Here is a 15,248-nt window from a genome sequence, read left to right on the forward strand (position 1 = left end):
TTTTCTCATGATTTTTCCGCGGCTAATCGCCCTTGACATGGATGGCACGTTATTGGATGGCGAGAGCCAAATCCCGGAAGAATTCTGGCCGGTACTCGAGCGCGCACATGAACTCGGAGTGACCATTGCCCCGGCATCGGGGCGCCAGCTTGCGACCTTGCAAAATCAATTCGGCGAGGGTTTGTCCTTCATTGCTGAAAATGGCACGGCGATTGCCCACGAGGGCGAAATCATCCACACTTCCGTTTTGCCCAGTGCCGCAGTCTTTCGCATCCTTGATGCGCTAGAGGCCGTGACCGTGGACTATGACGTGGTCTTGTGCACCCCCACCGTTGGCTATGTCTCGGAAAACGCGAATCCAGATACCTTCACTCAGCTAGAAAAGTACTACTACTCGCGGCAAACGGTTGCCGATCTGCACCAGGTGGTTGAAGAATCCGACATCATCAAGGTCGCTATATACTGTGCCGCCGGTTCGGAAGAGCATATTGCCCCGGTGATTTTTAAGGCTATCCCCGACCACAACGTGGCTATCTCCGGGCAAGCATGGGTAGATGTCATGCCCGCTGGTGCGAATAAGGGCACAGCCTTGCACCACATGGCGGATACTTTGGGTATTGATATCGCCGAAACCGCGGCCTTTGGTGACTACCTCAATGATTATGAGCTCTTGCAGGAAGCCGGCACAGCGGTAGCCATGGACAATGCCCACCCGCAGCTTAAAGACGTCGCGGATGTCATTGCCCCATCCAATCTTGACCACGGGGTTATTACCGTTTTGACCGAATGGTTCGACAAGATGGAAGCTTCACAACAAACCCCCGCTAATCAGCGCAGGAACTAGGCCCATCACCTAGACCCAGGAATTAAGTCCACAGCAAAGCCCGCTTCTACAGCAACTCCCCTGCGCATTGGCAGGACGGTGTAGAAGCGGGCTTTGTGCTTGCTCGCTGTTAGGTATTAGCAGCTATGCCGAATTAGTCGACCTTGAATTCGGCCATCTTGTCCCACTCGGTCTTGCCGTCAATCTTGAAGTTGATAATATCCGGGGTTTCTACCAAGTACTGTGGGAATTCTTCGCAGGAGCGCTTGAAGTGATCGCTTTGAACGTGGGTGACGTCTTCGCCATCCTTGTATGCTTCGACCAGAAGGAAACGCTGGGAATCTTCTGGATCGCGGTACCACTTGAACTCTAGGCAACCGGGCTCTGCGTTGCAGGCTTCGGTGTACCAATTGATCTCATCGAGGAAAGTGTCAGCGTATTCGGGCTTGACATGAAATTTAACGTTAATGAAAATCATGGCCTCCATCCTACCCAAAATTTCGCGTGCCTCCCCAGCGTGCAAATGGGAAATAAAAATACCGGCTCCCCGCACCATCTTTAAGGTGTGAAAGCCGGCATCTGGTAGCTGCACGCTTTTAGTTCAAGAAGAATTCCGCGATGTAGACGTACTTGCCATCGGTGGCGGTGGCAACGCCAAAGCCGGTGGGCTCATTGTGTGGGTTGCCTTCACGGTCCAACCAGTTGATGCGATCGCGTGCTTGCTGTTCCGTCAGCTTCAAAATCGCGCCGGTGCCTTTATCCGCATTAGCAGTGCCGTGGCCCACGCCGTCCTCGAAGGAGACTTTGCCGGCGGCAGCTTCATCCGCCCACTGCTGCGCGGTGGACTGGGCAGTGTTGTCCTTGGTGTGGCCAGCTTCTTCCAAGTGCTGCACGGTCTCATAACGCAAGGTTTCCGCAGCACCAGCAAGGGTCGGCAGATCAATTCCATACTTATGAGCCGCGTCCTTTACATCCTGCGGCAGGCTGGAAATGAACTGCGCTGCAGCAATATTAATCTGGGTTTGCGCCTGGGAAGATAGCTCTTCAGCTGGGTTTTCCTGTGCGTTAGCAGCGGCGGTGCCACCAAGGGTCAAAGCGCCAGCGAGCGCGATTGCAGTAAGACGTCGAGAAATGCTCATGGCAACCACCATGCCACACAAGCCCCAATCAGTGCCTAGTCAGAATTGCCCATTTTCGGCAACTTTATCGCATTGTAATAAAATTGCCAGCTTCGTCTCAGAGTCAGCGACGCATGGGTCAGCATCACAAAGCAGTCATATCTTAGTCGGCGAACAAGGTGGCTTGGTAGTGCTCATTAAGCTCTTTCCAGCCATAATCCATGGCGCGCTCACCAACCACGCGCTCGCGGTCAACCCCATCTTCTTCCGCGGCAAGGCGGCCAAAGCAGACCTGCCAGCCGGCCACCATCATTGAGATAAATTCAGGATCTCCCACGCTTTGGCGCAGTTGCAAGACGGAGCCCTGCTCAGACGAGCCCCGCTCAATTGGGGTGATTTCCCAGGCGAGCACTTCCGTATCCCACCGGTGGGTGACAGCGCGCGGTGCAGCAACGGATAAGACCTCGGCGTCGACGGGAGCATCGTCAGGGTTTTCCCGACTGGTCGCAGGGCCCACGGAATCCAGGACACGGTTGGGCACAATCGGTGACCAGTGCGCTAGCAGTTCAGGTTGTGTCAGCAACTGCCAGAGTTTCTCCGGGGTGTGCACAAATTCCCGTCGCATGACCACCACGTCATTGCCATCGTCGCGCTCTAATGCAACGTCAATGGGCGCTAGGATATGTTCGGCAATTACTTCATCGCGTGGGGTATCGGCCATCACAGCATGCCTTTCTCATTGGGGCTAGTGGGCGAAGAAAGCACTAGTCTACGCCCCGCAGACGGGCAGGCTAGGACTCCAAGGCCTCGCCGAGCTCCATCCACTCCATTTCCAATTCTTCGCGTTCGGCTTCTGCTGCTTTGAGCTCGCCGTCGAGCCGCGTCAATGCCTCGGTATCAACCTGTTCGGCAGCGGCGGCCATATCCGCGTTGATGCGCGCAATCTGCGGGTCCAGCTTGGAAATTTTGCGCTCGACCGCATTCATCTTCTTGGTAATCTCGCGCTGTTCTTGATTGCTCAGACTCGTTCGTGGTGCGCTGGCAGCAGCATCCGGCGTGGAGGTGGCAGAGGTTGCAGCAGTGCTTGTCGATGCCCCCTCGCTCTGCCCCACCCCACCCAGATTCAAGGTGCCGGTGGGATTGGCAGCTTCCTGCTCCGCGCGAATCGCGAGGTATTCTTCGATTCCACCTGGCAGGTTGGTCAGCTTGCCGTCCCCGAATAAGGCATACGTGTCATCGGCGATGCGCTCAATTAAGTACCGGTCGTGGGAGATGACCACCAAGGTGCCGGGCCACGAATCCAGCAGGGATTCAAGTTCCTGCAGGGTATCGATATCGAGGTCGTTGGTGGGCTCATCGAGGAGCAAGACATTGGGCTCGGCCATCAGCACGCGCGTAAGTTGCAAACGGCGACGCTCGCCACCGGACAGATCGCCGATGGGGGTGCGCTGACGCTTCGGGCTAAACCCGAGCCTTTCGGCCAGCTGCGAGGCCGACATTTCCTTCTTACCCATGTGCACATAGGTGGCGACATCTTCGATGGCATCGAGCAAACGGCGGTTGGGATCCAGGTCATCGAGTTCCTGGCGCAGCCATCCTAGGCGTACGGTTTGTCCTTCAATGCGGCGGCCCTCTGCCAGCGGGTTTTCGCCCGCTAAGGTGCGCAGCAAAGTAGTTTTACCTGAACCATTCACGCCGACCAGGCCAATGCGCTGGCCGGGTGCCAGGCGCCAGGTGAGGTGCTCGACCAAGGTGCGGTTATCAGGGGTGGTGATGGTGGCATCTTCTAATTCCACCACCACGCGTCCTTGACGCTGCTTGGAAAAGGCCATCAGTTCCACGCTGTCACGTGGTGCAGGAACATCGGAGATGAGAGCTTCGGCAGCTTCAATGCGGTAGCGCGGTTTGGAGGTACGCGCCGGTGCCCCGCGGCGCAGCCAGGCTAATTCCTTGCGCGCAAGGTTTTGGCGGCGTTGCTCCATGGCATCTGCTTGACGGGCACGCTCTGCCCGTGCAAAGGTCCAGTCGTTATAGCCGCCCTCGTAGGAATCAACCTGACCGTCGTGTACTTCCCACGTCAGCGTGGCGATGGTATCCAAGAACCAGCGATCGTGTGTGACCACGATGACGGCTACCTTGCGCGCCAGAAGGTGGCTGGCCAGCCACTGCACGCCTTCCACGTCTAGGTGGTTGGTGGGCTCGTCGAGAACCACGAGGTCAACATCTTGCACAAGGGCTGCGGCCAGGTTGACTCGGCGGCGCTCGCCACCGGAGAGTCGGCCTACCACGGTATCGAGCCCCAGTTCCACGATGCCGAGTCCGCCGAGTACGTCGCGGACTTTGGCGTTGGAGGCCCACTCATAGGTTTCTAAACCGAGTGGTTTAATCACGGCGTCGGCAATAGTGATGGATTCATCCAGGTCAAAGCGCTGGGTGACCACGGCCATGCGCAGCCCAGAATTATGGGACACACGCCCCGAGTCCGGCTCTTCGATGCCGGTAAGTACTTCCAGCAGAGTGGTTTTACCGCCGCCGTTAACGCCGACGATGCCAATGCGGTCGCCGGTTTGAACGCCCAGGGAGACCTGGTCCAGCAGGGTTTTGAGGCCGAAAGATTTGGTTACTGTTTCTAAATTGATGAGGTTTGCCATAGTTGATCACCAATTCTAGCCCCACGGGGGCTAGAAGATACGAACGCCGGGCGCAGGTGAGCTGGCAACATAGCCGCGGGTTTTAGGAATTTCTAAAGTCACTTGCGTGCGCACTTCCCGGGCGTGCTCTGCATCCTCGCATAAAAAGGCGATTGTCGGACCCGAGCCAGAGACAATGCCTGTCAAAGCACCGGCATCGATGCCGACCTCGATCGTCTTGCGCAAATCTGGGCGCAAGGACAATGCGACAGGTTGTAAGTCATTTTTCAGGCTCTTCGCCAACCGGTGCACATCGCCGGAGACTAAAGCTTGGGCTGTGTCCGTGACATCCAAAGACGACGTGAGGACAGAGCTTTCGCTTGTCGATGCCTCCCGCATCTCATCGAGTTTGCCAAAGACATCGGGCGTGGACAGTCCTTGGTGTGATGCAATCAAACACCAGTGATAATTGCCGCGGGTGAGCATGGGTGAGAGCACTTCTCCCCTGCCTTTACCCAAGGCGGTGCCGCCCATCATCATAAATGGCACATCGGATCCCAGGTCGGCGGCAATCTCCTGCAAGATTTCTTCGCTGGCAATTTCCAACTCGAAGTAGGTGGCGTAGAGCTTGTGCGCAAGCATCAGCGCTGCTGCGGCATCGGCGCTGCCGCCTGCCATTCCACCAGCAGCCGGGATTTGTTTATGGATTTCGACATCCAGGCGTGGATAGCTCAGCGGGATATGCACGGCGAGACGGTCCAGGGCTTTCCACACCAAGTTGCGTTCATCGGTGGGCACCCCAGCGGCGGTGGGACCAGTAATTTTTAATGGTCCGCCAACCGGTGTCTCACCGCGGCTGGCGATATCATCGCGAATGCGCAGGGTGATGACATCCGAGATATCCACGGCTTGAAAAATCGTGGACAGCTCATGAAAACCATCCTCGCGCGCGGGGCCGACGCCTAAGTGGAGATTAACCTTGGCGTGCGCGCGGGCTTTCCATTCGCGCTGCAAATTAGGCATATTTTGCGGCAGCCGATAAATCGGATCACCGGTGTCGTGAGGATCATACATTGCTCTCACCTACTGCAGCGAGCCTTAAGAAATCATCAATGCTGATCTTTTCCCCGCGCAAGGTCGGCTCAATGCCTGCTTCTCGCAGGGCTTGTTCGGCCGCAGCGCCGGAGCCATAAAACCCGGAAAGAGCGGCGCGTAAGGTTTTGCGGCGTTGGGCGAAGGCGGCATCGATAAGCGGCCAGAGCTTTTTCGGACGCTCACGCGGCGGATACAAGTCAATGCGCACAAGCCCTGATTCGATATTCGGGGCGGGCCAAAAGACATGCTTGCCGATGTTGCCGGCCTTGCGCACGTTGCCATAAAAGGAGGCTTTGACGCTGGGCACGCCGTAGATTTTGGAGCCTGGGTCAGCAGCGAGGCGATCGGCGACTTCCAGCTGCACCATCACGAGAACGCGCTGCAGCGAGGGGTACAACTCCAAGATATGCAGTAGCACGGGCACCGCGACGTTATAAGGAAGATTCGCGACCAATGCGGTCGGAGTGCCCAGTTCTTCCCCGTCGATGCGTAGCGCGTCTTTGTGCAGCAACGTGAGTTTGTCCACGTGCTCGGGTGCGCGCCACTGCACGGTAGCCGGTAGCTCGCCCGCCAGGCGCGGATCGATTTCGACCGCGGTGACGTGCGCGGCTTCATCCAACAGCCCCAGGGTTAAAGAACCGAGGCCAGGGCCTACCTCCACCACGTGGTCATCGTCAGTTAAATCTGCGGCGGCGACGATGCGGCGGATGGTGTTGGGGTCATGCAGGAAATTCTGACCCCACTTTTTCGTGGGGCTGACATCTAGCTTTTCTGCCAGATTTCGAATTTCGACGGGCCCTAATAACTTTGACATGCCCTCTAATTTATCGCAGATGTGGCAAAGCTATTAGCGCAGACCCATCGAGGAGGTACATGCTGGCCATGCGCCCCAGCCCTGAGCTGCCTGAACCTTCTCCGCTACGGCAATTTGCTGCTCGCGGGATGCTTGGTAAGCCTCTGGTGCGTACTCGCCGCCACCGTAGGCTTGCCACGTTTGGGCGTTGAACTGTAGACCACCGGAGTAGCCATTTCCGGTGTTGATGTGCCAGTCACCTGTTGCCTCGCACTGTGCGAGTTCATCCCACACGGATCCGCCCGCAACGGCTGGTGCAGCAGCACCAGAAGGCTTAGCGGCCTCTTCCTTCGTGCCGCGCGCGATGGTGGCAGGCTTTGGCTCGGTCAGGACGGTTTCTTTAATGACGTCCTTGGACTCTTCTTGCCCATTGACCGTGACCTTTTTGATGGTGCGCTGGCGCTCGCCAGACATGCCTTCTTCGACCACGCGCTCTTCGCCCTTGGCCAAGTTTTCATCATCGACGTAGTTCGGCTCGGCATCGAAATCTTCGGTGACGTCGAATTCTTCCGTCTCGACGCGGTCGATGACGATCTTGGTTCCCGCAGTGAGCTTTTCATCTACCCCTGGGGAGACACGGTCGTCGGCATCGACTTTAATACCGCGCTCTTGCAATACATCGCCGACGGTCTTGGCTGCGATGCTGGTGTAGGTGACCTTGCCACCGTCTTTGATGGAGACGATCTTTGGACTCACGACCTCCAATTCCATCCCATCCGTAATCTTTTCGTCTGCATCAGCTTCCTGGTTACCAGCCAAAACGGCTGCGCCAGGCAAAACACCATCCATGGTGCCGAGCAGATCTTCCACCGTCAACGCGGTGGAATTCATGGTTTTTACTTCACCATCTACAGTAACAGCCACTGGTTTTGCGGTGCGAACGGTGATCGATTCCCCATTATCTAGGGATTCGCTGGGCGCTGGGTAGATGAGGTCATCGCCTTCATAATCAATTCCCGCTGCCTGCAGTGCACCTTCAATATCGGAAGAGAAAGTCGCCAATTCGATGCGCTCACCGTTGACGTCCACGGTGACATCTTTTTGTGTGTTGACCGCAACGACACCGCCGACAGCCAGTGTGCCCAACATGCCGCCTGTTGCCAGGCGCAGTGGAAGCGAACGCGTGTTATTGATTCGCTTGATGTGGTGCGTGGTAGACATGAAACCTTCTAAAACTTATGTGGGAGTGCAATTTTTTATCTTCCCGAAGGTTGGTCAGTGACACCGCAGTGCACTGACGCTTCAGAGGCAAGACTTGGAAAGTCAATTGCAACCTTCAGGACAACAATCAGTAACAATACGATAACACTGCGTGACTTTCTAAATCATTGCGACAGGCCGCACAACTCGTCAAACAACGTTAACTCCCGCCACATTGGACACGCCTTACCAGCTGGGACACCAGATGTGGATTTTCTCACACTTGCCCCAGCCATCTTCGCAGGTCAGCGTTTTGGCACAGAAAGTGCACGGTCCTACTAGTTTTTCGGCGTGAGCACGCGGTCAAAGTTTGCACGTACTTGTTCAACCAGTTCTTCTACCGACTGATTTCGGGCTTCCGCGACGCAGCGGTAGGTATGTCCAATCAGAGATGGCTCATTGCGCGAGCCCCGAAATGGCTCCGGGGTCATATAAGGAGCATCAGTTTCAATCAGGATCTGCTCCGCGGGCACTAGCGCGGCCGCCTGGCGCAATTCATCGTTGCGCTTAAAAGTCACATTGCCAGCAAAAGACAGGATATATCCGCGCTCGATGGCTTCTTTCGCCACATCTAGCGGTGAGGAAAAACAGTGCAGCATAGTATCTGGAGCCTGCGCGCTGTCATCGAGTACGCGCATCAAATCCGCATCGGCTTCGCGGTTGTGGATCATTACAGTCTTATTGACCTCAGCTGCGAGCTCGGCGTGCCATCGTAAAGCTTCTTCTTGCACGTCCAAGGTCGCAGTGTCTTCTGGGGCGTGCTTAATCCAATAGGTATCAAGCCCGGTCTCCCCTACTGCCACGCAGCGCGGATCTGCGGCCATGGTGGTCAATCGTGCCTTGGCGTCATCGTCAAGCGTGTGCGCTTTGGTGGGGTGAATGGCACATGCTGCGAAGATGCGATCGTGTACTTGTGCGGCCCGCAAGGCCAATTCTGCTTCGTCCACGCCGTCGCCGACGGTGCACACGCGTTCCACGCCAGCTGCCACGGCGCGCTCTAGCAGCGCGGAAATCTCATCGTTGCAGGAGGTGAGGTGGGTGTGGGCATCAATCATTCCGGTGATGCCTTCGGCAGGAACTGGAGTAGGACGTGGCTTTTTCTTCGACATGACACCTAGTATAAAAGCCACCCCAGTGGGGTGGCTGAGCCGGGGAGCCCCGGGGAGCACGGCGAGGCGGGGTTAGCGCTTAATGTTGTTGAGCAAGCTCATCATCGATGTAGATATTACGCGCGGCCCGAATACCAAAGATGATAAGGCCCAGGCTCATTACGGATACGAGAATAAGCGCCGCATCCCAGCTGCCGGTGGCCGAGTACAAAAAGCCCATCAGCAACGGCGTAATACCGGCGATGATATAACCGCCGGGCTGCACAAAGCCGGACAAGCGTGCGGTGACAATCGGCGAGCGTGTACGTGCGGTCAACAGCGATAGGACAAACGGGAAGCACATTCCGCCGATGCCCAACAGTGAGCTCCAGAAAATCGGCGCGGCTGTCGGTGCGTAGCTCACGCCGAGCCAGCCAATCAGCGACACTGCGCCCAAAATGACGGGGATAGGAACCGTATTTTCCACACGTGAGAGCAGCCACGGCATAAGAACACCGCCGATGACGTTAAAGCCACCCAGCACAGCGAGGCCAATGCTGGCGGTATTTTCTGCTACTCCGGCATCCATCAAAATTGCTGGCAGCCAACCCATCTGCGCATAGGCCATGGAGGACTGGATTCCGAAAAAGAGCAACATCGCCAGCGCGGTTGGTGATTTCATCAGCGCACCTTGCAGCGCGGGATTCGCCATTGCCGCTTGCGGCTGCTCGGTTATATCTTCATCCGGTACTACCCCAGTCGAAGGAATATCCCGCTTTGTCCTCGACAAAACGATAAGCCAGACCAAGACCTGGAAAATAACGGGTACTGCCCATACGCCAAGCGACCATCGCCAAGCGCCTGAGCCCTCAAAAAATAATGCGGACAGCGGACCGATCGCACCCGAGGCACCAAGCACGGCGGTATAGATCATCATCAGCCGTACTTGTTTCAGCCCTTGGCTATGTTCTTTAATCCACGCCGGCAACAAGATATTGGCTACCGCAATACCCGAGATGAGCAAGACGGTAAGGATAAGAAACGGCAGATAGTTATTAACTAGGGGCCGGATAGAAATACCGATCAGGAGTGCAATACCACCTGTGACCAATGTCGGCGATAATCCCAAGCGCCGCGCGATGGGTACGGCTAGCCACCCCATGATGGCGAAACAAAATCCCGGCAGCGAGGTCAAAAATCCTGCGGTGGAGCTGCTGACTTCAAAAGATTCTGCAACCTGGCTAATAACTGGCGCTAGAGATGCGATACCTGCGCGCAAGTTCACCGCTACCAATGCAACCGCTAGAATCGCTAGCCCAAATCCCACCCGGGTCTTTCTAGCCACGCAATCCACCCACCTTCTCATAAAACTAATCTTCTTCACACACAGGCATTGCGCTGCGGAGTATCCAAAAATAAAAAGCGCACGAGGCACAATAAAAAATAAAAAAAGTTGCACCATAAAAATAGTGCTCTCATATACGCTACGCCACCTGTTCTATAACTGTCATACCAGTAAGCTCGGCGGAAGGCTGTACACAAATGTGGAGCGGGCCAGGCAGTGTGATTCTGCTTGGCCCGCTCCACATTTTTAAGCTAAATAGAAAACCTTCTTGGATTAGTCCTCTGGCTGAGGAATAACCGGTGCCCACTCAGGACCGGTAACTCCCAGTTCAGGATCCAGCTTCGCGATAAGTGGCTTCGGCTTTTCCAACTTGGTTCCTGGCACGACATCAACGCGCGCCCAGGTGGCCTGCTGCGAGTCGTAGTCGCCGGTGATGATGGGGTAAGAACGGCCTTCTTCAGGCAAGTTATTGCCCATCAGATCCACCGGTGCATCATCTTGTACTTCTTGGATTTGCGGCGTCGCGGCCCACACGCCGGTGCGACCGAGGGTCTCATGCACCTTTTGCGCGGTGTGTGGCAAAAATGGGGTGAGCATGACGTTGCAGTCAGAGACGACCTGCAGCGCGGTCCACAGCACCGTGGCAAGGCGCTCACGTTGTGTCTCATCCTTGGCCAGCTTCCACGGCTCCTGGTCGGCGATATAAGCGTTGGTCTCACCAACCACATGCATGGCGGCGGTAATGGCTGCCTTAAACTTCGAGGCTTCCAAGTACTCTGCCGCAGTCGCCAAAGTTTCTTCGGCCAAGGACAAAATCTTGGTGTCTGCTTCGGTCAGCGTTGCTGGAACGGGTACTTCGCCAAAGTTCTTATTCGCCATGGAGACAGTGCGGTTGACCAGGTTGCCCCAGCCATTGGCAAGCTCGTTATTAATGCGGCGAACAAACTCGTCCCAAGTGAAGTCGGTATCAGTGTTTTCTGGTCCAGCTACCGCAATGAAATAGCGCAGTGCATCCGGGCCGAACTCCTTGAGGAAGTCCTTGACGTAGATAACAACGCCCTTGGACGAGGAGAACTTGGAGCCGGACATGGTCAGGAACTCAGAGGAAACAATTTCCGTCGGCAAGTTGAGCTCACCGTATTTGTGCAGCTCGCCTCCCTTTGCGCCCTTGCCGGCGTAGCCCAGCAGTTCTGCTGGCCAAATCTGGGAGTGGAAGGTGATGTTGTCCTTGCCCATGAAGTAGTAGTGGCGAACCTCTGGGTCTTGCCAGAAATCCTTCCACGCGTCTGGGTTGCCGCTGCGGTAGGCCCACTCGATGGACGAAGAAAGGTAGCCAATAACCGCGTCGAACCAGACGTAGAGCTTCTTAGCGTCATTGTTTTCCCAACCCTCGATTGGAATGGGGATGCCCCAGTCAATATCGCGCGTCATCGCGCGTGGGCGCATGTCCTTGATGAGGTTGAGGGAGAACTTCAACGTATTAGGACGCCAGTCCTCACGAGTCTTCAGCCACTCCGTCAGCACATCTGCCAGTGCTGGCAGATCGAGCAGGAAGTGCTCGGTCTCCACGAATTCGGGAGTTTCACCATTGATCTTGGATACGGGATTGATTAGGTCAATGGGATCAAGCTGGTTGCCGCAGTTATCGCACTGATCACCGCGTGCGCCATCGGCGTGACAAATCGGGCATTCGCCTTCGATGTAGCGGTCCGGCAAGGTACGACCAGTAGATGGCGAGATAGCGCCCTGCATGGTCTCTTTAATCATGTACCCGTTGTCGTAGAGCCCGGTAAATAGCTCCTGGGCCACTGCGTAGTGGTTGCGGGTGGTGGTGCGGGTAAACATGTCGTAGGACAAGCCTAAGCCGGCGAGGTCTTCAACAATCTGGCGGTTGTAGCGGTCTGCGAGCTCGCGAACGCTGATACCTTCTTTGTCGGCCTGAACCAGCAACGGCGTGCCGTGCTCATCAGTGCCGGAGACCATGAGTACGTTGCGTCCGCGCATTCGCTGAAAGCGTGCGAACACGTCGGAGGGAACGCCAAACCCCGCCACGTGTCCGATGTGGCGGGGTCCATTGGCATACGGCCAGGCAACGTTAACTACTAAAGACTCAGTCATGCGCTCTACTTTATCCAAGTAGTCAACGTCTGTGAATTTCACCCCAGAATTTCAGGGGCAATCAGCTACTTGTTGTTCTTAGCCTTTGGGCTGACTTTGGCGCCAGCCTTTGCGAAGCGCTCCGAACGGCGACGCTTCTGCTCTTGCTTTGCTTGTACTTCGCGGTGAATACGGCGCTCACGGGCCAGCTTACGCTGGAATGCTTGAGCTTCGCGGTATTCAACGTAGATAACGTCATTTCGCAGGTCCTTCACAATCGCGAACATCAAGAAGATGAGCACGATCAAGAACGGTGATGCAGCAACAATGGTCACGTTCTGCAGGTTATTCAGTGCGTCTTCACCGGTCAGCAGCAGCACCAGGCCAACGGCTGCGGTGAGAACACCCCAGATGGCAGACAGCCACGGAGTAGCGTCCGAGCGGCCGTTTTGGGACATGGAGCCCATTACTGTCGATGCCGAGTCGGCAGAGGTAATGAAGAAGGTAGCCAGCAGGATCATACCGATTACTGCGGCAACCGAACCACCAGGGAAGGACTGCAGCAGGTTAAACAGCTCTGCCTCAGTGGACTCACCGGAAATGGACTGACCGTTTTGCTCCAAGTGGATTGCGGTGCCGCCGAAAATTGCGAACCAGATGGTGGAAACACCAGCAGGAACCAGCATGACGCCAAGGCAGAATTCGCGAACGCTGCGGCCGCGAGAAATACGTGCCAAGAACATCCCCACGAATGGGGACCAAGAAATCCACCATGCCCAGTAGAAGATGGTCCAGCCCGACAGCCACTCACCAGCGGTGCCGTCAGCGGACTCAGCGGTGCGACCAATCATTTCAGTGAAGTTAGCTAGGTAGTTACCAACGGAACCTGGAACCAAGTTCAAGATGGTCACGGAAGGACCAACAATGAACACGAAGATTGCCAGCAGAGCTGCCATGACCATGTTGGCGTTAGAGAGGTACTGAATGCCCTTGCCCACGCCAGAAAGTGCGGACAGTATAAACGCCAGGGTCAGAACCAGAACGATACCTAGGACAACGCTGTTGGATGGGTTGTCCACTATGCCGGAAGCCTGCAAACCAGCTTGGATCTGCAGTGCACCCAAGCCCAGGGAACAAGCGGTACCGAAGACGGTGGCGAAAATAGCCAGGATGTCAATCAGCTTGCCAAGTGGACCGGCAGCGCCTTTCTCACCGATGAGCGGGATGAAGGCGGAAGACAGCAGCTGCTTACGGCCGATACGGAACGTGGAGTAAGCAATAGCCAAACCGATAATCGCGTAGATTGCCCATGGGTGGAGGGTCCAGTGGAACATGGCCGTTGCCATGGCGGTTCCCACTTCATTGGGCTCATGGCCTGGTACGCCGTCGCGGTAGAAAGCGAGTGGCTCAGATGCACCGTAGAACATCAAACCAATGCCCATGCCGGCGGCGAACATCATGGCAATCCACGATACCGTTGAGAATTCTGGCTCTTCGTTGATCGCGCCCAGTTTGATGGAGCCAAACTTAGATGCGGCAATAGCAATAACGAAGACGACAAAGACTGCGGTGAACAGGATGAATGCCCAGCCGAAGTTGTTAACAACAAAATTCAGGGCTTTACCTGAAAAGTCTCCAAAGCTGTCTGGAAGCGCGACGCCCCATACTACGATTGCGGCAACGAGGACGCCGGCGATACCGGTGATCGTCCAGTCTATCTTGGCGTCTTTTTGATCTGCAGCGAGTTCGATCTCTTCTTCTACAGGGTGGGCAGAAGGATTGAAGTCAGTGTCCAGCATGGACGCCAGCTGACCAGTTGCAGATTCATTCGTTTCGTAGGTGTCGTTCTCAGCCACCTGCCGGGTGACTGCTCCATCAACATTTTCAGCCTGGCTGTTGCCAGGCTGCCTTTCTTGTGAAAAATCAGGATCTCCATTAGTCATAGCTAATAGAATGCTGGACAAAGATAGGTACTAGCAAGCTAAGAAAAGGGCGTTTACGGGGATAAATCCATGAAGCTGCCAGGTGAGAAAATACATCACAACTGTTAACTTCATGCGCAATGCGGTTATCCCGCAGAGGATTTTTATTATCCTCTCAGAAAGTAACGTTTTAATAACATTATTTCAGTTGTGCGTTGCATAACAGGTATTTCTTATGAATCGCGAAGTGCTGCTTGATATAACTCGCGATTTGATACTCCAGTGCCCTCCGTGAGGAATTTGCAGGCGTCTTTCAAACGCATCCCGGAACTGACTAACTTTTCCACCTCGGGAAGCAAAGACTCGACCGAAACCGTCTGCGCAGATCCCCCATCAAGGACCACGGTGATTTCCCCGCGGGCATTGTCCACCGCCCACTCGGCAAGCTCTCCCAAGGTGCCGCGACGGATTTCTTCAAACTTCTTGGTCAACTCTCGGCAGACAACGGCGTGACGTTCGGCACCGAGGACATCGACGGCTTGCGCCAAGGTCTCCGCTAGTCGATGCGGCGATTCAAAAAACACCACCGCGCGTGATTCCGAACGCAGGCTTTCCAACCACTTTTGCCGCTGCCCGCTTTTGCGTGGCACGAAACCATCGAAGATAAAGCGGCCAACGGATAACCCGGACAAAGCCAGCGCGGTCGTGACCGCTGAAGCACCTGGGAAACAGGTTACTGGCACGCCGGCCTGCGCTGCTGCCACCACGATGGAATGCCCCGGATCGGAGACCAAAGGCATCCCCGCATCGGAGACGACTAAGACTGTGCCGGTGCGTGCGGCATCGATAAGCTGCTGCGAACGCTGCGCTTCATTGTGGTCGAAGTTAGAGACAACCTGACCCCGAATTTCAATATCCAAGGCGCGGGCGAGATTGCGCACCCGGCGGGTATCTTCAGCAGCGATGACATCAGCGCCGGCAAGCCCCTGCTTTAACCTCTCTGTCGCGTCGTCCATATTGCCCAATGGGGTTGCTGCGAGAACTACTCCGCGCGGAAGGTCTTGAGGGTTCATACAT

General features: G+C 55.8%; 13 protein-coding genes. 1 reads left to right on the top strand and 12 read right to left on the bottom strand.

What is annotated here, in order from left to right:
• The first annotated feature begins 7 nt into the window (after positions 1–7).
• On the top strand, positions 8–844 hold the full coding sequence (locus CAMM_RS09190; RefSeq protein WP_003846382.1) for a Cof-type HAD-IIB family hydrolase: 837 nt from the start codon (positions 8–10) through the stop codon (positions 842–844).
• Between the two features lie 133 nt (positions 845–977).
• On the opposite strand, the gene CAMM_RS09195 is transcribed toward CAMM_RS09190, so the two are convergent.
• The 12 genes from CAMM_RS09195 to rsmI form a co-directional block, all read right to left on the bottom strand.
• Entirely contained in the window at positions 978–1,301 is a 324-nt protein-coding gene (locus tag CAMM_RS09195; RefSeq protein WP_040354974.1) for a putative quinol monooxygenase, read from the bottom strand.
• A gap of 118 nt (positions 1,302–1,419) precedes the next feature.
• A complete protein-coding gene (locus CAMM_RS09200) occupies positions 1,420–1,962 on the bottom strand; it encodes a hypothetical protein (protein WP_040354977.1) in 543 nt (180 codons plus the stop codon).
• 142 nt (positions 1,963–2,104) lie between these two features.
• Positions 2,105–2,662, bottom strand: a complete 558-nt coding sequence (locus CAMM_RS09205) for an SRPBCC domain-containing protein (protein WP_003846387.1) — start codon at positions 2,660–2,662, stop codon at positions 2,105–2,107.
• Positions 2,663–2,732: 70 nt separating this feature from the next.
• Entirely contained in the window at positions 2,733–4,592 is a 1,860-nt protein-coding gene (locus tag CAMM_RS09210) for an ABC-F family ATP-binding cassette domain-containing protein (RefSeq protein ID WP_003846390.1), read from the bottom strand.
• 30 nt (positions 4,593–4,622) lie between these two features.
• On the bottom strand, positions 4,623–5,594 hold the full coding sequence (locus CAMM_RS09215; protein WP_040354981.1) for a 4-(cytidine 5'-diphospho)-2-C-methyl-D-erythritol kinase: 972 nt from the start codon (positions 5,592–5,594) through the stop codon (positions 4,623–4,625).
• A 43-nt stretch (positions 5,595–5,637) separates the two neighbouring features.
• Positions 5,638–6,480 carry a 16S rRNA (adenine(1518)-N(6)/adenine(1519)-N(6))-dimethyltransferase RsmA gene (rsmA, locus tag CAMM_RS09220; protein WP_003846393.1) on the bottom strand — a complete coding sequence of 281 codons (843 nt, stop codon included), beginning with the start codon at positions 6,478–6,480 and terminating at the stop codon, positions 5,638–5,640.
• A gap of 33 nt (positions 6,481–6,513) precedes the next feature.
• Positions 6,514–7,680, bottom strand: a complete 1,167-nt coding sequence (locus CAMM_RS09225) for a resuscitation-promoting factor (RefSeq protein ID WP_040354886.1) — start codon at positions 7,678–7,680, stop codon at positions 6,514–6,516.
• Between the two features lie 317 nt (positions 7,681–7,997).
• Positions 7,998–8,828: a TatD family hydrolase gene (locus CAMM_RS09230; protein ID WP_040354890.1), complete on the bottom strand. Its 831-nt coding sequence runs from the start codon at positions 8,826–8,828 to the stop codon at positions 7,998–8,000.
• Positions 8,829–8,907: 79 nt separating this feature from the next.
• Positions 8,908–10,152, bottom strand: a complete 1,245-nt coding sequence (locus tag CAMM_RS09235; protein ID WP_040354893.1) for an MFS transporter — start codon at positions 10,150–10,152, stop codon at positions 8,908–8,910.
• Positions 10,153–10,425: 273 nt separating this feature from the next.
• Positions 10,426–12,270, bottom strand: coding sequence for a methionine--tRNA ligase (metG, locus tag CAMM_RS09240; RefSeq protein ID WP_050759841.1), 1,845 nt, complete (start codon positions 12,268–12,270; stop codon positions 10,426–10,428).
• Positions 12,271–12,335: 65 nt separating this feature from the next.
• The gene (locus CAMM_RS09245; RefSeq protein WP_003846399.1) at positions 12,336–14,192 is read right to left on the bottom strand and encodes a BCCT family transporter; all 1,857 of its coding nucleotides are present in this window, start codon (positions 14,190–14,192) and stop codon (positions 12,336–12,338) included.
• Between the two features lie 212 nt (positions 14,193–14,404).
• On the bottom strand, positions 14,405–15,244 hold the full coding sequence (gene rsmI / locus CAMM_RS09250; protein ID WP_147581076.1) for a 16S rRNA (cytidine(1402)-2'-O)-methyltransferase: 840 nt from the start codon (positions 15,242–15,244) through the stop codon (positions 14,405–14,407).
• Positions 15,245–15,248 lie beyond the last annotated feature (4 nt).

Source organism: Corynebacterium ammoniagenes DSM 20306, from assembly GCF_001941425.1.
Taxonomy (GTDB): Bacteria; Actinomycetota; Actinomycetes; order Mycobacteriales; family Mycobacteriaceae; genus Corynebacterium; species Corynebacterium ammoniagenes.